Raw genomic sequence first — 20,153 nt, 5'->3', positions numbered from 1 at the left:
TCATTCCAGAAGCTCCCAGCTCATAGCCGTACCACGCGCAATATCGGCGCGGGCTTTTTTACCGATCACATCAGGTAAATGTTTTGGCTTAAGGCCAAAACCCGGGCGAATGACGCGCACATTATCCGCGCTTATATACTCACCGGCTTTAATATCTTTAACACAATAAACCGAACGTGAATGCTGATTGCCCTGACGGGATGGGGCATCAATAATACGGTCGCTGCCCAGCGCCTGAAATAATGCCCGCGCCTGCACTGCCATCGATTTAAATTCCTCTGGCTCAAGAGAAAACTCCGCATCCGGGCCGCCATCGCTGCGCTGCAGGGTAAAGTGCTTTTCAATGACTCTCGCCCCTAAAGCAACAGCACCGAGTACCGCAGTATTACCCAAACTGTGGTCAGATAAACCGGTAATAACCGGTAAAGTGGCCAGGCGCTTAAGAACATTCAGGTTCATATCCGCTTCGCTGGCCGGGTAACTGCTGATGCAGTGCAGAAATACCAGATCCTGCGCCCCGGCCTGCCTGAGCCAAAGCAGCGTTTCCTGAATTTCATTCCAGTTGCTGACCCCGGTCGATACCAGCACCGGTTTTCCGGTTCTGGCGACATGCCCAAGCAGCTCAGGGTCCTGCGCTTCAAATGAGGCAATTTTATAAGCTGGGCAGTTAACCTCTTCAAGAATCCGCACGGCTTCTTTATCAAAAGGTGAACTGAACAGGGTTACGCCCTGCTGGCGGGCGTAACGGAATAACTCCTGCGTCCAGGATTTCGGCGCAGCAATATTTTTATAAAGCTGATAATAACTCTGCCCGGCCCAAAGCGGATCTTTAATAATAAAATCATCCAGATCACACTCGATGGTCAGGCTGTCGGCATCATAGGTCTGAATTTTTACCGCATCGGCACCGGCATTCATCGCCGCGTCAATGATGGCTTTGGCACGATCCATATCCTGCATATGATTATTGGACATTTCCGCAATGATATAGGGCGGATGATCTGCACCGATGATCTGATTATTAATGTTCATAGGAATACTCAAAGCGGTAATAGTCGATGCCCGCATTACGGGCAAAACCACCGTCTATGGCCGGAGAATCTCCGACGTACAGCGGATGGCTGAACTGGTAATCCGCAAGCAGCCTGTCCCAGGCCCAGCGGGAAGGCTTCAGTTGCTCCGGACTGTGTTTATCACAATAAACAACTTTGCTGGCCAGAGAATCCAGACCAAGACACTTCACTTTATGCTGCTGTAGTGCCGTGTGTCCGTTGGTTACGATAAACAAAGGCCGCCCCTGTAAGTTAGCCCTGATCTGTGCAATCAGGTTATGTTTGCTGACGAAGGCCGGTCGCTCATCACGGTAAAACTCAATCGCCCGGCTGACAATATCCGGACTGAGATTAAAACCGGCGAAAACGTCATCGAAAAGATGCGGGTAGCTCGGCCCTAATCGTAATTTTTCGGCGGACATTTTTCTGGCCAGTCCGGAAACCACCTCTCCCTGTTGCCTGAGCCAGTGCTCCAGCGCAGTAAAGATGCAATGGTCGTACTCCGCCTGCGCGTACAGGGTATTATCAAGATCAAACAACCATTCCTGATAAGGCTCCAAATGTATAAATAACTGCCTGATATTATCGGCAAGATCAGTAGACATACTCACTCCAGTAACGGCAGAAGGTTTTTTCGGAGAGAGTAAATGCCGGTGGTTGTTCATCATTCAGCCAGAGACGGATAGCGGCATCTGCCAAATCAGCGCCGGCCAGTATGGTAAACATCAGACTTCCGGATAAGCGCGGATTAATTTCGATCAGCTTAGGTCCTGCATCTGTCAGCATAATCTGAATATTCACCAGCCCACGGAAATTCAGCTTCTTACTGACAGCGGTCACTAATTCAAGTACCTGTGGATTCTGATCAATACGGCCAATGGTCGACACGCCAGCAGCCAGAAGACGCTGGCGGGCAACCGCAGACAACAGTGCCGAGTCCTTGCCGAACAGACAATCAACAGTGTACTCAACGCCTTTAAGCTGCTGCTGCAGAATACCCTGCTCTTTTGCAGAAAGAAGTGCAAAAACAGCCTCATCATCAACCAGCATCACACCTTTTCCGCCACGACCGTTACGTGGCTTATATATCGCCGGAACACCAATGGCCCGCGGAGCAATGGCTAAATCATTATTCTCACAGAAGGTCTGAAAATTCAGTTTATCCAGACAAATGTTCATGCTCTGATCGGCAGACAGCATTATTTTGCTCTTCTGAATCCGTCCGGCGCCGGCATTGACAATCGCCAGAAGCTCTTCATCGATAAACGGCAGGAAAAGATCACAGTGATCAAGCTGCTTTACCAGAAATGGCAGATAACCACTGTCTGTCGCCATGGGCGAAAGTACAAAATCATCGCACATAGCAACCCCCAAAGGCGCAGCATACTCATTGGCATCCATTCCGATAATGTAATAACCCTTTGAGCGCAGATGCTGCACCAGCGAGGCGGCGGCAGGTGAGGCGGCAGCACTGATCAGAATACGGGGTTTATTACTGATGTCTGACATACATTTCATTTCCTGATGGCCGGAATCCGGCACGGCGAAAACTGCGGCGCGATGCATAATTGCCATTTTTTATAGCCGCATATAAACGGCGTTCTGAATGCATAGAGGCACAAAGATTCAGGGCGATTGCTGCCAGACCAAGTCCCTGAAACCTGCGCGTTACAAGTACCGATATTTCAGCATCCCGGCGATTATGAATATCCAGACGGATATAACCCGCCGCCATTCCGCACAGCATGATTTTATAAAGAATAACGGCGCGGCTGCGTAAAACCTTCAGATACCATGAACGGTGATCAGACCAGACCGGTACCTGTGGATTACGGAAAAAGCGTCTGGCACCAGGCTCTTTCTGCCACTGATAAAACAGAGTGCAATCCTGTGGTTGTGCTGCTGTTAATTGCAAATCCTGGCGGCTTTTACGCAACATTTCCCGCACAATGCGCTCTGGCCCACAGCCATCAAATAATGCAGCTGCACACTGACTCATATGCTGTAACTGCTGCGGATTTTTCAGAACGTCAGCCAGTGCAAAAAGGTCAAGCTTTGCTGAACAGGTAAAATCACCGATGTTGACAGCCATTCCCGCACTGACCGCAGCCTGTGCCGTTGCCTGCTGATTATCCGCGATGACAACCAGCGCTGTTGGTAAACCACGGCTTGCTCTCTCCCAGGTTGAACTGCCGCCGGCACCAATCGCCAGATCGACGCTGTCATAGAGCGAACACATATCCTGACAATAAGATTGCAATTGCACTGTGAAGGGGTAATACCCTGTGGTTATTTTTTCTGCGATCTGCGTATAGGAGACCGAGCGCTGATTGACCAGAACAACCAGCTGCAGATTCAGGCGTTGCGCCAGAGGCATCAATTGCTCAACGATATCGGCGCTGTAACCCGGCAAATCAGCACCACCAAGGTTAATCAGGATTGTCAGCTTATTATTCTCTGAATAAATACGGTTTACTTTTTTGCGCATAAATTCCGGGCGCAGCAAAGAGAAACTGGCGCCGGTTAAGATCCGGCAACTGCTGTCAGTCCAGGCTGAATAAGCCTCTGCATCGGCGGCCAGATTCTGATCCAGTAAAAGATCACTCTGGTGCTGCCGGTGCGGCCAGTCATCCAGAGCCAGCAAACGACAACCAGTGCTTTTAAGCGCAGACTGCCACTCGGTATTCAGTTCATAATGATCAACAACGACCCAATGGGGTTGCCATAATCCTGCGGACTGCAGTGTAAGCTTTGCATCTTCTGCAATGGCTTCAGCAGAAGAAAGCTCAGAACCCGGAATCAGATTAACCGGGAAGCCATAGCGGCTGATTAACGCCTGAGCATGCCCCGGTAGTTCGCGGCAGATAAAACGGCATTCAGCTCCGGCTTTGGCTAAAGCAGCGGCCAGAGTCAGACAGCGCATGATGTGACCATGGCCTATGGCCTCAGAAGCATCGGCCCTGATTAATACTCTCATACGGCTCGTAACAGGCGTACTCATCGGCGGATTCATCAGCGTATTCAACCCTGCGTTCCGGAAAAAGTCTGCATTTCCTGCATAGCACGGAACAGGTACTCCGCTCTCTGCCAGTCTTCCTCGGTATCAATGTCCTGTACCCGGTAGCGGGGAATAACCAGTGGCACAGAATCGGTGGAAAAAATCATTTTTTCCTGCAGCCAGGCTTCTGCTTTTCCCCAGTAAAACTGAGCGGCATCATGATAAGCCTCTTCAAGTTCCTGCGAGCGCTTAACAAACAACTCCGGGTTAAACATCTCACCCCGCCCGGAAGGCAGAATTCGGAGAGCACGCTGTACCGGAGAGGAAAAACTGGCAACAGGAAACACATAGCTGACGCTGCTGTCGCGTAAAATATTCTCCGCCTGCTGAATGTCAGTGGCAGAAATAAAAGGCGCGGTAGCATAAATACAGCAAACCTGTTCCGGCTCTTCACCCTGTTGCTTAAGCCAGTTAATAGCATGAGCCACTACCGGAATGGTCGCCGCCTGATCCGTTGCCAATTCCTCCGGGCGGGTAAAAGGCACTTCGGCGCCAAGAGCCCTGGCAACAGCAGCGATTTCTGCATCATCGGTCGACACAATAATACGATCAAAGCAGCCACTGGCACGCGCCGCCTCAACAGACCAGGCCATTACCGGTTTACCGAAAAATGGCCGGATATTTTTTTTAGCAATCCGCTTGCTGCCACCACGGGCAGGAATTACAGCTACTTTCATAGCAATGCATCCGTAACGGCCTGAACAACAGAATCCTGCTGTTCTTCGGTCAGTGTATGATACATAGGCAGGCTGATCGCCTCCTGATAATAGCGCTCCGCCTGAGGAAAATCTCCGTTGCAAAATCCCATGGCCTGATAAAACGGCTGCAAATGCACCGGTATATAGTGCAGGTTCACTCCTATACCCTGCTCGCGCAATGCTTCAAATATCTGTCGATGAGTCTTATTGATATTTTCCAACTGCAATCGAATAACGTACAGGTGCAGCCCGGAATAACCGTCGGGGTTTTGCCAGGGCGTTGTTAGCGGCAGGTCAGCCAATAATTCGTTGTAACGATTTGCCAGTTCGTGCCGGCGCGCAACGAACTGGTTCAGCCGCTGCATCTGGCTGACTCCCAAAGCAGCCTGCAACTCAGTCATGCGATAGTTAAAACCGAGTGCTATCTGCTGATAATACCAGGGGCCATCCGGTTCTCTGGTCATTTGCGCCGGATCACGGGTAATACCGTGACTGCGCAGCAACATTAATTTTTCTGCCAGTACAGATGAATTGGTCAGCGCCGCACCGCCTTCTGCGGTTGTAATGATTTTTACCGGATGGAAACTGAAAACCGTAATATCACTGTAACGGCCACTGCCGATTGGCTGATTCTGGTATTGCCCACCAATGGCATGGGAAGCATCTTCAATTACCCGGAAGCCATAACGTTCGGCCAGCCGGCTTATTGCAGCCATATCACAGGGTTGACCACAGAGATGAACAGCCACCACTGCTTTGGGCAGCATGCCCTTTTGCTCTGCCTGAATCAGTTTCTGTTCAAGCGCGAGCGGACACAGGTTGTATGTTTTTTCATCGATATCGACAAAATCAACCTGAGCGCCGCAATATAAAGCACAGTTGGCCGAAGCAACGAAGGTAACCGGCGATGTCCAGACATAGTCCCCTGGGCCAACATCCAGTGCAAGACAAGCAAGATGCAACGCCGAAGTCGCACTGTTAACTGCCACTGCATAAGCAGCACCGGTATAATCAGTTAATGCTTTTTCAAACAGAGGCACCTTAGGCCCCTGGGTCAGAAAATCTGATTGTAAAACATCAACAACAGCATCTATGTCCTGCTGGTTAATATCCTGACGGCCATATGGAATCATTATCAAAGGTTTCCGATTTTATCCCGGTGTTTATCAATCCAGTCGGAGAGTTCCTCATCCGTCATCCATTCCTGATTATTATCGCTGGCATAGACAAAACCTTCAGGCACTTTAACGCCATTTTTAATCCGGCTTGGGCAGTGATCCCAGTCGTTGATTGCCGGTAAAATTTTAAAGTGCTCATCATACTCATAGGTATGGTAAGAATCTTCAACACCAATCATCTGTTCATGCAGTTTCTCACCCGGACGAATGCCAACGAACTCAATATCGGCTTCCGGTGCTACTACTCTGGCAATATCAGTGACTTTCATTGACGGAATTTTTTTAACGTAAATTTCACCACCAATCATGTCTTCGAATGCATGCCAAACCAGCTTTACCGCTTCATCCAGAGAAATCATAAAACGTGTCATGCGTTCGTCGGTAACCGGCAGCGTTCCCTTATCACGTATAGACATAAAGAATGGAATCACTGAGCCACGGGACCCCATTACGTTGCCATACCGGACCACGGAAAACCGCGTGCCATGCTCACCAGAGTAGGAATTGGATGCGACAAACAATTTATCGGATGCCAGTTTGGTCGCACCGTATAAATTAATCGGAGAACTGGCTTTATCAGTCGACAGAGCAACACAGCCTTTAATATCATGATCGATACAGGCATCAATGACATTCATTGCGCCATTAATATTGGTCTTGATGCATTCAAAGGGGTTGTATTCAGCGGTTGGTACAATTTTCGTCGCAGCGGCATGAATCACATAATCAACACCATCCAGCGCCCGGTATAACCGGTCTTTATCCCGCACATCACCGATAAAAAACCGTACCCGCTTGTCACCGGCAAACATCTTTGCCATTTCCCATTGTTTCATTTCATCACGGGAAAAGATGATGATCTTTTTCGGGTTATATTTTTCCAGAGTCATCGGCACAAAAGCATGGCCAAACGACCCCGTTCCTCCGGTGACAAGCAATACCTTGTTATCAAACATTATGACTCTCCTGGAACGCTATAGCGGAACCGGTGACTATAAGTACCAAGCTACTACAGCTGATTGAACAATGACAACCTTGAGATAGTGGTATAGCTTTGCTGCGCCGCTTCCAACAGAAAGCTCTGCAGCGACAGGCGGCTTACCGCCTCAGCAAAATCAACATCCGACAGTTTTGACAGTACTTCTTTGTTAACCAGACCAACATCCGCCGACAGGTTACGGGTGTTATCCACAACATTCAGCCGGGCGCCGACCTGACTGCGGATTTCTGACACCGATGACTGGGCAAATGCCAGGTTGGTCAGTGTATCTTCAATCAGAATATCCAGGGTTTCCGAATCCACCACATTATCTTCCAGCGTATTCAGACCAGCGGTCAGACGGAAGATAGTGTCAGTGATACTCTGTTTGGGCGTCGAATTAGCCAGCACTTCATCACCCGGTTCCGGGTCACCATTCAGGGTAATGGTGAGGCCGGCAACCACCACATCGGTACCCGGGCTGTATGCCTGATTACTCATACCTTCGACAACCCGGTTATCAGAAGCGCGGCGCACGGTGTAATTGGGACCCGCTGGGGTAACAGCAGACTCCGGATTAAAAGTGATGATCAGGTCATCAGGATAAAACTCGGCATATTTTTCTTCATCAATCACAAATCCGGGACTGATGCGCATGGTGCCCTTATTGAGCGGATTCAGCTCAGCAGTAAAGGTATTTTTAGCTGCTTCCACATCGACAAAAAGACTTTTACCGTTATCCCCGGTTGCAACATTGGTAGAAGCGCCAATGGTCAGAAAGCGTTGTCCTTCATCACCTTTGTAGTCATAGCGTCCACTGTCGTTTTTAACAAAAGGCGCATTGCCGCCTTTAAAACCAGCAAACACAAATTCACCATTGGCATCACGGGTATTGAATAAATCGACCAGGCCTTCCTGAATCTGATAAACCTCAGCGGCAATCGCCTGACGGTCAGTCAGGGTCAGAGAGCCGCCACCGGCTTTAACCGTGAGTTCTTTCAGGCGGGTCAGGTTATCGGTAATAGACCCAAGAGTTGCATCTTCCAGTTTCAGGCGGTTATCGGCCGCCGTCATGTTGCGGTCATACTGATCCCGCAATGCCTGGTCCTGCTGCAGTTGAAGAATTTTTGTAGCAGCAATAGGATCGTCGGCCGGTGTCAGTACGCGCCGGCCACTGGAAACCTGCTGCTGGGTTTTATTAACCGAAGACTGGTTATCCAGAATGCCATTAAGACCGGTATTAAAACTCTGCAATGTTGCTATACGCATCAGTAATCTCCTGCCAAAGCCTTAACGGAAGGTCGAAATCAAGGTATCAAAAATACTGCGTGCAACCTGAATTACCTGAGCACTGGCGTTATAGGCCAGTTCATATTTAATCAAGGCTGCCGCTTCTTCATCGAGGTTAACGCCAGACAGGCTGGTTACTGCACCCTCAGAGTTCCGTAACAATACCTCGCTGGAATCACGGTTAATCTGAGCGCGACTGGTTACAGAGCCAATTTCTTCGACCAACCGGGAGTAGGATTCCGAATAACTGGTATTTCCGGCCACCGTGTCTTCATTCTGCAGTGCCGCCAGAGCCACACCATTACGGCTGTCTGAAGTACCATCGGTATTAAATCCAACGGTGAATTCGTCACCTCTTTGTGCCAGACCACTGATTTCAACATCAAAACCAAAGTGTACTGGTTCGCCCACCGGATTCTCGGCGAACAAATTATTACCCGGCGGTTCGATATCCAGACTGTAACCGGGGTCGGCAATCACTTTGATCTGTCCGCCCATGGATATTTTGGATGAGCCATGCACACCGGTGGCATTCATCGGCAGGCGCGGCTGAAAACTGATGGTGCCACGCTCATCAATATCCACATCCAGATTGCCGGAAAAAGTAAAACCAGAATTTTCCAGCTGGGTACGGATAGCATCGACAACCTCGGCTCCCGTTGCATAGGTATCATTCAGCTCGATATTAAAGGTGCCCTGTCCCGGTACATCAAATTCGTAGGTGTAAGGGCCACCCTCACTGAAGTCATAGCCATCGTACTCAGTCAGTGGCGTAAATGGCGCTTCGCCGGTTTCACGCAGAATAATGTCCTGACCATTACTGACGTTGAACCCGTCGCCATTGTCACCGGATATTTCCAGATTAATATCGTCACCATTCAGTGCGGTGATCACGACTCTGCTGCCATCACTGCGCGCAACGATCCCCAAATCCTGCAAATCACGATTGCTGTTAATACGGTCGGCAATAAAATCCGGCGTTACCGGGTCGGGTACTTCTTCCGGGTAATTGGCATCGTATTTCGTCTGATTCGGGCCAAGGGTATCGGTCAGAACAATTCCGTTCAGGCTGAACGTCATAGGCTGAAAAGGATTCGCATCGCTGCTGAAATCACTCAGCTCAACCGTTGTCCGTGCCAGAGCTTCAATCCCTTCACGCTTGCTCAATTGCTCTGCAATTTCTTTTGCCGAGGCATTTGCCTTGGTAATTAATGTTGGCTGTGTAGTCACCTTGCCACTGACCGGGTCGGTATGGCTGATGACAATGCGTTCCGGGAAAAAGCCATTCTTCGGTGTCACATTAGTGGCCGGTGGTGGCGCCTGATAGGTTGTATTAACCGGCAGATAACCACCAAAGCTGGTAAAGGCTGTTTTACCTTCATCAGCTGGCAGAATCGAATTACTGATACCCGGCACGTAAGTCTGATTCATCAGCGGCGGAAACAGCGGAATAGGTTTCCCCGGATCGGTGTTATCCAGCACATCGTAAGTGGTTGGCGAAGTGAAGCGGATCAACAGCGGTGGTGTCAGTTCACCTTCACGGGAAAAATAAGGCGTATTAATGTCATAAACACCACCCTGAGATATCGCTGCATTTCCCTGATTACCAATAGCGGAATCGGTCACAATCGGAGAAGCAACGGCAACCTGCTCGGGACGGGTGATATTAACCTGAACCTTAGTCGACTCATTACGCGTCGGCATGATGCGGAAGTCATCGCCCGCCTGAAAACTACCGGCTTCAAAGCGGATTTCAAATCCATCGACCTCTACGGAATCCGGAAAACTGCCGGTCAATGCTCCGCTGCTGACGATTTTATCGTCATCCAGGCGTTTAATACGGTAGGTGTAATCATCCGGGCCGGGAAATTCCACCTGATACTCACTGGTGGTTAATGCTCCGGCATCTTTAATATGAACACTCAACAAGCGGTCATTCGGGCGGGCATTCTGACTATCACCAAGAACACGTGTGTAGGTTTTTTCCGGTGCGTTAATATCGGTAAAAAAGTTCTCGCCCATTTTACCGTCGTAATCAATGCCCAGCTTGTGCTGTTCGTTAAAGGTCTGATTTATGACCAGCGCCAGACGTCCCAGCCCACTGAGTACCGGATCCAGAACTTCATTACGGAACTCCAGTGTTCCCCCCAGCTGACCACCAACAATTTCGTCGGTGACATTCTGAATCACATCGCCTTTACGGAAGTACAGATCGGAGCGGGATGGATCAGAGCCACCGGCATCAGCAAATACTTCGTTGTAGTCATTACCAATAACCAATGCCTGGCCATTGCCGATAAAAACGTTCCAGACCGAATCGTCTTGTTCTACAACATTTACTTTTACCAGCTCGGAAAGGTCTTTCACTAATTTATCACGGGCATCCAGTAAATCGCTGGGTTCGATACCATTGGCCGATGCGGTGGCAAACTGAATCTGCTCATTCAGCTCAGCGATGCCTTCTGCAATGGTGGTAATCTGCCCGGCCATGACATCCATCTGGCCATTAATAATATCGTTCTGTGCGTACAGGCGGTCACTGATCGAGGTAAAACGATCAACCAGACCATTACTCTCTGAAATTAATACTGCCCGTGCCGGCAATGAAGCCGGATCATCCACCACCGCCTGCAGGGATGAAAACATACGCTCCAGACCCGGCTGCACACCAGTGCCGGAATCGGCCAGTAAACTGTCAATCTGTTCTGCGTTTAAAGCCAGCGTATCGAAGCCATTAAAGGTTGAGGTATCACGCCAGAGTTGTTCAGTCAGAAACTGATCATAAACACGATTAACGGTATCGACATTAACGCCTGAACCTACCCAGACACCGCCTTTATTCTGCGGACTGACTGCACTCTGGCCAATCACCTGACGGCTGTAACCCTCTGTGCCGGCATTAGTAATATTGTGGCCGGTAATGGTTAATGCCGTCTGGCTGGCGCGCAGGCCGGAAATACCAATTTCAAGAATACTAGCCATCGTTGCGATCTCCGGTCAGCGGCGCTGACGAACGCAGTTGCTCCAGTGCAGAATTCAGGGTTGTACTTTGTGAAATACGCTGAATTTTTGCTCCATATTGTGGATCGGTGGCATAGCCGGCCTGCTGCAGGGCATAACCATAGTGTCCGGCGCCCAGATTCTGACCAATGGCCTGCTGATAACGCTCGGCGCCCTGCAGGAAGTCGGCATAGTCGCGCACACCTTCTTCCATCGACGAGTAAGAGCGGAACGGCGCCCGTTCCTTTACTGCCAGACCGTCGCGGTATTCGTGGGTAACCACGTCGACCCGCTCACCCTGCCAGCGGCTGTCGGCTTTAATACCAAAAAAATTAAAACTGTTACGGCCCTGATCATCGCTGATCATATATTTTCCCCAGCCCGTTTCGAGCGCAGCTTGGGCAACGATGGCTTTTGGTTCGACCCCCAACTCAGCGCCGACTTTTTCTGCCAGCGGATAAAGAGCGGCAACGAACTCTGCCGGAGTGGCAAACTGTTGCCCTTTATTACCGCTGCCGCTGGCTGACACAAGCGGTGTTGTATCCGCAGCAACAGAATGTTCACTGGCTGTGACCGCTGCCTGAGGCCGAGGACGAAGCTGATGCAGTTCAGTATCAACGGCATCCATCGTCGCATTGAGAGCAGTAACATGAGAGGGAGAAACCATCGGTAGCGGTGAACGTGCGCGACGGTCAAATAATTTGCCCTGATCCAGCTCTTTGGCTTCGTTATTGTTGTCACCGTAGCTGGACATCAGCTGGCGATAGATAACCTGAGAAAGCCCCATGCCCTGCTGGCCGGAGAGCGACAGCGCCATCTGATCGTCATACATTTTGCGGTAGAAATCGGTTTCCGGAGAATTGAACATCGAGTCTTCTTCGAACACCTTGTTGGCGTCACGCATGGACGACATCATCATGTTCAGAAACATCGATTCAAACTGCTTGGCAACTTCCATCAGTGCGGCGTTTTTATCGTCTTTTCCCAACGAACGAATACCCTGTAGGGCATTCAGGTCGGTATAAATCTGGGCGCTCTGTGGTTGTGTCTGGATCATAGCAATCTCCTTTGTTAGGGAAACTGCAAGATGTTTGCCAATTGACTGATTAAGCGAGTGTAAAGAGAGAAGAAAAAATCCGGACAAAAGCCCGGATTTTGAGTTTGAATAACATCAGCATCTGAGCCATTTCTGCCAGTAAAGTCTGATGAGCTGAACAGGCATTGCCTCAGTGTGACAATTGTTCGTATTCAGAAGGTTTTTTCTTTTTCTCGTTCCCAAGCTCTGCGTGGGAATGCAACGGTGTCAGCAAAGACTACCACGCAGAGCGTGGGAGCCAGATGTACGCTTTCAATGCGGCAACTGTTCGTATTGGGAAAGCTTTTTCTTGCCGCTCTGACGGCTGGCAATGCTTTTCTGCTCCTGCTGCAGATCGGCCAGCAACTGCTGCTCTTCCTGCAGCAAACCTTCCAGAAACTCCTGCTGCTCATTGGTCATATCAATCAGCTCACTGATCTGGGCAAACCACTGCTGCAGTAATTCGTTGCGCCGCTGAATCCGTTCATCGACACCCTCACGAACCCCCTGACGAATCAGCGAGCGGAGTTCCAGGGACAGGTTTTTTACCTGCTCAAACAATTCAGCACTCATATTCGTGTTCTCTTTATGTTTATTCGTATCAGATAACAATCAATTCAGCCTTTAACGCACCGGCCTGCTTCATTGCTTCAAGAATAGCCATTAAATCACCGGGCGCAGCCCCTACTTCGTTAACGGCTTTAACAATACTGTCGAGGGATACGCCAGGACCAAATTTAAACATGCGGCTATCGCCACCGTTATCGATATTAATATTGGTCTGCGGTACGACGACGGTTTCGCCATCGGCAAGGGCATTGGGCTGGGAAACCTGAAAATCTTCGGTAATGGTTACGACCAGGCTGCCGTGGGTAACCGCCACCGGCTCAATCATTACATTCTGCCCGATCACAATAGTACCGGTGCGGGAGTTGATAATAACTTTGGCCCGTTCTTTTCCGGTTTCAATTTCCAGATTTTCAATAATGGATAAATAACTGACGCGCTGACTGGTATCACGCGGTGCACTGACGCGGATCGACGTTGCGTCCAGCGCTTCAGCGGTTCCCGGTCCGAGTAAGGTATTGATGCGCTCAACCATCGCACGGGCGGTGGTAAAGTCCGGCTGGTCGAGGTTAAAAATCAGGCTGTCACCACGGGAAAAATTGCTGGGTACGGTTTGCTCCACAGAAGCACCGTTAGGAATACGGCCGACACTGGGTACATTCACGGTAATTTTTGAACCATCATTACCTTCAGCGCCAAAACCACCAACCACCAGATTACCCTGGGCAACCGCGTAAATATTTCCGTCGGCACCTTTGAGCGGAGTAAACATCAGCGCGCCACCACGCAGGCTTTTGGCATTACCTAATGAGGCAACGGTGACATCCACCCGTTGTCCGGGCTTGGCAAAGGCCGGTAATTCTGCAGTAACCGATACCGCCGCCACATTTTTTAATTTCGGATCGACACCGGCCGGCAGGGTAATGCCGAATTCGGCCATCATGTTGCGGAAAGTCTGAGTGGTGAACGGTGCTTTATCACCGGTACCATCCAGCCCCACCACCAGACCATACCCCACCAGCTGGTTGGTACGCACACCGGAAATACTGGTGATGTCTTTAATCCGTTCAGCCTGTACGGCCGGTGCCAGAAAAACCGACACCACAAACAGACAACTCAGAAAACGTAACATGGTTTTTCTCCTCGGCCGGCTTACAGTGGCCACCAGGGCGAATTAAGAATACGGTCAAACCAACCCTGCTTGGTCGCATTATTCAGATTACCGCGACCACCGAAGGAAATACGGGCATCGGCCACTTTACTTGATGAAACGGTATTGTCCGGCGTTATATCCTGCGGGCGGATCAGACCACTGATGCGGATATATTCTTCCCCTTCACTCAGGGTCAGCCATTTTTCACCGCGGATACGTAAAATACCGTTAGGCATAATTTCCGCAACCGATACCGATATCTGGCCACTCAGACTGTTAGAGCGATCAGCTTCACCCTTGCCGTTAAATTTACGGTCAGCCGAGGTATCGGAATCCAGACCCAGATTTTTCCAGCCTGGCACCGTACCCATCACACTGTTAGGCACAATACTGTTGGTGGAGGTTTTATCCGACTTGGTTTGCGCCGATTTTGATGACTGATACTGCTCATCAAAAATCACCGTAATAATATCGCCGACACGACGCGCCTGCTGATCGGTGTACAAACCAAAACTGTAGCGCGCCTGAAATAAAGAACCATTGGCCATTGGTGGTGGCTGCAGGCTTTCGGCGGATACCGGCGCGTAATCCGGATCATCCGGATACACCTCAGGCTCCAAAGGTACTGAAGTACAGGCCTGCAATGTTATAAGCATCAGCGCGGCCAGAGATAAACGGGATGAAAACAGCGTATTCATAACAACCTCCTTACACGTTCTGCGTCAGGAACTGCAGCATCTGATCGGCGGCGGATACAACCTTCGAATTCATTTCGTAGGAACGTTGCACGGTAATCATTTTTACCAGCTCTTCCACCACTTCAACGTTAGAGTTTTCCAGTGCTCCCTGCTCTACCGTACCAAAGCCTTCTTCATTCGGTACGCCTACCTGCGGTGCACCACTGGCGGCGGTTTCATAGAACACGTTACCACCCACTGCCTGCAGACCGGCCGGATTAATAAAGTCGACGGTTTCAATCTGGCCCAGCTCCTGCGGCGTCGGATCACCAAACAGGGTGGCCTGCACAATCCCGTCTTTACTGACGGTGAGCTTATTGGTCTGCTCAGGAATGGTTATCTGCGGCTCCAGCGGATAGCCGTTCACGTTCACCACCACCCCTTCATTATTGATATGAAAGGTACCGTCACGGGTATAACCGATGGTGCCGTCCGGCATCGCGATCTGGAAAAAACCACGGCCGTTAATGGCCATATCCAGTGGCTGATCGGTCAGCTGCAGGGAACCTGTGGTGAAAATCTTTTGCGTACCCGCAGTACGTACACCGGTACCCAGCTGCAGACCCGACGGCAAACGGCTGTCAGCCGAGGAGTTGGCACCGGGCTGGCGCTGGATCTGATACAGCAGGTCTTCGAATACCGCGCGGTCCTTTTTAAAGCCGGTGGTGGATACGTTGGCCAGGTTGTTAGAAACCGTGGTTAACGCCAGATCCTGTGCTTCCAGTCCGGTTTTACTTACCCAAAGTGCATTTAACATAGGTCAGCTCCTGTTACTGGTTGGCCAGAATTTGTGTGGTTGCGGCGGTATTTTCATCCACCCGTTTCATCAGCTTTACCTGCATTTCGTACTGGCGGTTAAGGGCGATCAAACTGGTCAGCTCGCTCACCGCATTGACGTTACTGCCTTCAACAAAACCGTTAACCAGTGTGATATTGGGGTCGGCAACCGCTGGCGGTGTGGCCGGATCACGGAAACGGAACAGGCCGTCTTCGCCTTTTTCCAGCGCCTGCAGATCCGGGCGCACCAGCTTAAGCTGCACCGGTTCGGCGACCGCTGCCGGGTTTTCCCCCAAAGGCTGGATCGTCACGATACCGGCGCGGCTGACTTCAATACTCTGAAACTCTGGCAGCACCACAGGCCCGCCATCGCCAATCAACTGCAGACCACTGCCATTCACCAGACGACCATCGGCATCGACGCTCAGATCGCCGGCACGGGTGTATGCTTCCTGGCCGTCGGGTCCCTGCACCGCAAACCAGCCATCACCTTCAATGGTCACGTCCATACGGTTGCCGGTTTCCATCAGAGGGCCCTGACGGAAATCACTGGCCGGGCGTTCAGTCATGGCATAAGCACGGGTTGGAAAATGATCGCCAAATACGCCCATCGCCCGGCTCTGGGTGTAATCGGAGCGGAAGCCTGTGGTACTGGCATTGGCCAGGTTGTTGGCGTGTGCGGCCTGCCCCAGCGTATTTTGCTTGGCACCTGACATGGCAATGTATAAAGCGCGGTCCATAATTCTGCCTCTGTTCTTGCGGGTAAGACGGAAAATCCACCTTACCGAATGAGTTACAGGAAACATTGCAGAGGACGTGCCAAAACCATAAAAGTCATTATTTTCAATAACTTATGATTTTTTGACGGTATCAGACGGGAAAAAGCGCGGAAAAAACGGCAGCCTCTTCCGCCAGAGGGGAAGAGGCTTGCCGCCAGGCAGTCATCAGATATTCAGAATGGTCTGAGTGACCTGATCGGTAGTTTCAATGGTTTTGGCACTGGCCTGGAAGTTACGCTGGGCAATGATCAGCCCAACCAGCTCTTCCGATAAATCCACGTTAGAGTCTTCCAGTGCCGATGAGCGCACCTGACCAAAGGAAGCCGTACGTGGAGAGCCAACCGTCGGATCACCCGATTCAAAAGACTCGGCCCAGGATGTGTCGCCCAGCGGGGTCAGACCTTCCGGGTTGCGGAAGTTGGCCAGAGCCACCTGCCCCAGTGTCTGTGCCTGACCGTTGGTAAAGCGGGCGAAGATAATCCCTTCCTGATCCACTTCCAGTCCGGTCAGACGGCCAGTGGTGTAACCATTCTGGCTCACTTCGTTAACCGCAAAGGCACTGCCGAACTGAGTAGAGCCACTCAGGTCAATCTGGAAGTTGGAGTTGCTTGGCGGATCGGACAGAGGCAGACCACCTTCCAGCACGTTCACCGAACTCAGGGCACCGGTCGGATTACCATCAGCATCCTTAGGGTCCCAGTTGGTGATGTAGATATCACCTGTCGATACCGGATCAAAGCCGCCGTCCTGATTAAAGAACAGTTCAAAACGTGCCGGCGTTGGCTCCAGATTCTGCGGGAATGGCAGAGTCGGATCAGGATCCCCCACATCGAAGCCATCCACCTGAACATACATTGCCCACAGGTTGGCCTCGTTCGGACGGCTCGGATCAACCGGCTCCTTAACGAAATACTGTGTCATGACATGGGTATTACCCAGACTGTCATAGATATTCATTGAGGTGGCATGGTTGTAGGTGTCCTGATCTTTCGGATCAAAAGCATTCAGGGTGTAAGGGGTAAACTCATCCGGTGTCAGCGCACCGAAAATACCGGATACCACCGGATCAGGCTGACTCAGGGTGTAGTTCTCGTTCAGGATAAAGGTCACCACACCACCCACTGCCGCAGACAGGTCAGCACTGGTACTGCCGCCCAGTACCACCGGACCGGTGTTATCGGCGCCCTGCACCACCAGCGAATCGGAAGTGACCGGACTGGAAATACTGAGCTTGATATCGCGGCCAATTTCATTGGTGATGACCAGATCACCGGCAGCGGTAATTTCGGCGTTGAAACCCGGCAATGTCGTGCCGCGGTAGGAGTTAATTTCGTCGGCAATATCTTCCAGCGAGGTAGAGGTTAATACCTGACCATTCAGCGTCAGCTTCATATCATTGCCAGGGCTGTTATAACCCGACAGCGGAATATTCATGGTGGTCAGTGCCGATGCCGTGACCCCTGGCTGCTTGTTGAACAGAGCAACAATGGCATTGGCCTCACTGCGTTCAGGAATAACGATTTCAGTTTCTTCACCGTCCGGATCAGTCAGCACGACCGTCTGACGCGGATATTCATTATTCACACCCTCAATACCGGTAGTCAGCAGCGTACCGTCAGACGGGTTAGCCTGCAGCAGACCATAGAGATCGGCGGCGGTAATATCCGGGCCTGAGGCACTGATATTACTGATCGAAATAATCGACGCTTCACCGGCTTCAGTGGCACGAAGTTCCAGCTGATACTGTGGCGGCACCACATTCGGTTCAATTTCGACCGCAGCCGCCTGCACACCGATGTAACCATCGGCATCCTGACTGTTCAGCTGGCGGTTAATACTGGCCGCCAGTTGCTGCACCGAACGATATTCTTCATCCAGCGTAATCAGCACAGAGCCACTGCGGTTTTCGTTATCCGGAGCCGGTACTGTCAGGTTAATGCGGAAGCTGTTGGATTTATCCACCTCGTCTTCACCGGTAACCACAAACAGGCTGTCAAAGCCCAGTGCTGCAACCGCCTGCGGTTCAGCTACGGTTGGTGTCACCGAGATACCTTCACCGGAGCCCACATTGGTGTTAGTGAACACCAGCTGACCGCCCACCGCATCCACGGTAACCTTACCGGCGATACCCGCGGCACCGATATACACATCAATCTGTTGCTGAATGGCCACTGCCAGATCGTCCAGCGAAGCATAATTCGCCGGCGGAATGGTAATGTTGAACGGACCGCCACCATTACCGGTTGTACTGGTGACTTCCAATTGGAAAACGTTATTGGCCTGAACCGGTTCAACGCCATTGTCGAAGCGGTTACCTGTCAGGAAGCCAATGCTGTCCAGACTCAGACCCACAGAAGACACCGAGTTATTGGCAATCTGCAGATAGTCCCCCTGTGTTGCCGGAGCCTGAACCTGAAACTCAATACGGCCGGCATTATTAACAGCCAGCACTTCTTCGTTACCCGCCCCCGCAGTCGCAGTGATCTGCGTATTAATCTGCGCCACGGCATCAGCAATACTTAAAGTGGCATAACCCGACCCCGGAGCCGCGCCCTGCCAGGCTGCCTGGCTCAGGTTAATCGGATAGGTAGCACCGGTTTCGGTAGCGATGGTAAAGGCCAGTACGTTACCGCTACCGGCACTGATATCCAGCGCGCCATAGAGGTTGCTGGCGGTCAGCTGGGCAAACTGCCCGGGATCAGAAGCCACGATATTCAATGATGGTGTGGCGGTAGTACGGGTCGTCGTAGATGTGCCGGGAATGCTGCGGAAGTCAGCGGTCAATGCACCGGAACCTACAAAGAGCAGTGAGCCCTGAGTACCTGCGGTCACGGCACCGGCCGCACCAAAGGCCGCCATAGTGGCGGAGTTGGTAAAGGCAAAGCTGGAACCATCCGTTGCGCTGTAGCCAGCACGCTGGAACACCAGATTACCGGTGCCATCCGTTGTCGCTGTCAGCTGCTGGGAACCCAGCACGGTATCAATCGACTGCTGAATCAGAGTCAGGGCTTCTGCCTGAGTAGAGCCGGCCGGAATCGCCTGCAGCGTTATGGTCTGCACGCCGTTGCCGTCACCCAGGTCAACATCAAAGGTTTCACCACCGGCGGTACCGGCAGTGGCCACGTTGGCGACGGTATTACCACCACCCAACGCACCATCAAAAGCCACCGCTGCCGGCGTGCCGCCAGTCGTTGGCTGACCGGCAGAATCCAGAATACTGCGGGTCGACTCGGCAATACCGGAATCTGCAGCACCGATTGCCAGACCATTGGATACCAGCTGCAGACCCTGCTCCTGCAATACCTTTTCACTGGCATTCAGGTTCAGAATGGCCGATGCCAGATTGGTCAGTCGCGGTGGCTGATTGGCAACCTGAATACGGATGTCGCCCAGTACACCATTAACCACACCATTCTCATTGGCAGCGTAGCCCTGTAAACGGGAGCCGTTATTGGCCACCACATAGCCATTTTTATCGAGAGAGAAAATCCCGGCACGGGTGTAAGACACGCTGCCGCGATCCTCCAGAACAAAGAAGCCGTTACCGTCAATGGCCATATCCAGCGCACTTTCAGTGCCGCTGATATTACCCTGGCTGAACTGCTGACGGACGTTATCCACCATAACCCCGCTGCCGACCGGTTTAACACCGGTACCCAGCAATGTGGTGGTGTACACGTCGGAAAATTCCGCCCGTGATTGCTTAAAGCCGGTGGTACTGGCGTTGGCAATGTTATTACCTGTTACCTCAAGGTCGGTCGAGGCAGCCCGAATACCACTTAAACCAATATTAAAAGCCATAATCTAGTC

At 51.3% G+C, this 20,153-nt stretch carries 16 protein-coding genes; all 16 read right to left on the bottom strand.

Annotation, left to right across the window (positions count from 1 at the left end; translation table 11 throughout):
- Entirely contained in the window at positions 1–1,032 is a 1,032-nt protein-coding gene (gene pseI, locus HUF18_RS19135; protein ID WP_225693495.1) for a pseudaminic acid synthase, read from the bottom strand.
- Complete coding sequence (locus HUF18_RS19130; RefSeq protein WP_225693494.1) at positions 1,022–1,657, bottom strand: HAD family hydrolase; 636 nt, start codon at positions 1,655–1,657, stop codon at positions 1,022–1,024. The genes pseI and HUF18_RS19130 overlap by 11 nt, the downstream gene beginning before the upstream one ends.
- Complete coding sequence (locus HUF18_RS19125; RefSeq protein WP_225693492.1) at positions 1,647–2,561, bottom strand: ATP-grasp domain-containing protein; 915 nt, start codon at positions 2,559–2,561, stop codon at positions 1,647–1,649. Before HUF18_RS19125 ends, HUF18_RS19130 begins: the two co-directional genes overlap by 11 nt.
- Positions 2,545–4,029, bottom strand: coding sequence for a UDP-2,4-diacetamido-2,4,6-trideoxy-beta-L-altropyranose hydrolase (gene pseG, locus HUF18_RS19120; protein WP_225693573.1), 1,485 nt, complete (start codon positions 4,027–4,029; stop codon positions 2,545–2,547). The genes HUF18_RS19125 and pseG overlap by 17 nt, the downstream gene beginning before the upstream one ends.
- A 44-nt stretch (positions 4,030–4,073) precedes the next feature.
- Positions 4,074–4,787, bottom strand: coding sequence for a pseudaminic acid cytidylyltransferase (gene pseF / locus HUF18_RS19115; protein WP_225693490.1), 714 nt, complete (start codon positions 4,785–4,787; stop codon positions 4,074–4,076).
- A complete protein-coding gene (gene pseC, locus HUF18_RS19110) occupies positions 4,784–5,941 on the bottom strand; it encodes a UDP-4-amino-4,6-dideoxy-N-acetyl-beta-L-altrosamine transaminase (RefSeq protein WP_225693571.1) in 1,158 nt (385 codons plus the stop codon). The genes pseF and pseC overlap by 4 nt, the downstream gene beginning before the upstream one ends.
- Before the next feature lie 2 nt (positions 5,942–5,943).
- Entirely contained in the window at positions 5,944–6,942 is a 999-nt protein-coding gene (gene pseB, locus HUF18_RS19105; RefSeq protein WP_225693488.1) for a UDP-N-acetylglucosamine 4,6-dehydratase (inverting), read from the bottom strand.
- Between the two features lie 53 nt (positions 6,943–6,995).
- Positions 6,996–8,234 carry a flagellar hook-associated protein FlgL gene (flgL, locus tag HUF18_RS19100; protein WP_225693486.1) on the bottom strand — a complete coding sequence of 413 codons (1,239 nt, stop codon included), beginning with the start codon at positions 8,232–8,234 and terminating at the stop codon, positions 6,996–6,998.
- A 21-nt stretch (positions 8,235–8,255) separates the two neighbouring features.
- Positions 8,256–11,237: a flagellar hook-associated protein FlgK gene (gene flgK / locus HUF18_RS19095; RefSeq protein WP_225693484.1), complete on the bottom strand. Its 2,982-nt coding sequence runs from the start codon at positions 11,235–11,237 to the stop codon at positions 8,256–8,258.
- Positions 11,230–12,312: a flagellar assembly peptidoglycan hydrolase FlgJ gene (gene flgJ, locus HUF18_RS19090; RefSeq protein ID WP_225693482.1), complete on the bottom strand. Its 1,083-nt coding sequence runs from the start codon at positions 12,310–12,312 to the stop codon at positions 11,230–11,232. The genes flgK and flgJ overlap by 8 nt, the downstream gene beginning before the upstream one ends.
- Before the next feature lie 291 nt (positions 12,313–12,603).
- Positions 12,604–12,903 carry a hypothetical protein gene (locus tag HUF18_RS19085; RefSeq protein ID WP_145465829.1) on the bottom strand — a complete coding sequence of 100 codons (300 nt, stop codon included), beginning with the start codon at positions 12,901–12,903 and terminating at the stop codon, positions 12,604–12,606.
- 28 nt (positions 12,904–12,931) lie between these two features.
- Positions 12,932–14,029: a flagellar basal body P-ring protein FlgI gene (locus HUF18_RS19080; RefSeq protein ID WP_225693480.1), complete on the bottom strand. Its 1,098-nt coding sequence runs from the start codon at positions 14,027–14,029 to the stop codon at positions 12,932–12,934.
- A 20-nt stretch (positions 14,030–14,049) separates the two neighbouring features.
- The gene (gene flgH, locus HUF18_RS19075; protein ID WP_225693478.1) at positions 14,050–14,748 is read right to left on the bottom strand and encodes a flagellar basal body L-ring protein FlgH; all 699 of its coding nucleotides are present in this window, start codon (positions 14,746–14,748) and stop codon (positions 14,050–14,052) included.
- Between the two features lie 10 nt (positions 14,749–14,758).
- On the bottom strand, positions 14,759–15,544 hold the full coding sequence (flgG, locus tag HUF18_RS19070) for a flagellar basal-body rod protein FlgG (protein WP_225693476.1): 786 nt from the start codon (positions 15,542–15,544) through the stop codon (positions 14,759–14,761).
- Between the two features lie 13 nt (positions 15,545–15,557).
- A complete protein-coding gene (flgF, locus tag HUF18_RS19065; RefSeq protein ID WP_145465833.1) occupies positions 15,558–16,304 on the bottom strand; it encodes a flagellar basal-body rod protein FlgF in 747 nt (248 codons plus the stop codon).
- 204 nt (positions 16,305–16,508) lie between these two features.
- Positions 16,509–20,144 carry a flagellar hook-basal body complex protein gene (locus HUF18_RS19060; protein ID WP_225693474.1) on the bottom strand — a complete coding sequence of 1,212 codons (3,636 nt, stop codon included), beginning with the start codon at positions 20,142–20,144 and terminating at the stop codon, positions 16,509–16,511.
- Positions 20,145–20,153: the final 9 nt, after the last annotated feature.

It is taken from the genome of Thalassolituus sp. ST750PaO-4, assembly GCF_020320405.1.
In the GTDB taxonomy this organism is placed as follows: domain Bacteria; phylum Pseudomonadota; class Gammaproteobacteria; order Pseudomonadales; family Oceanobacteraceae; genus Venatoribacter; species Venatoribacter alkanivorans.
This window is presented reverse-complemented; position numbering and strand designations above follow the sequence as displayed.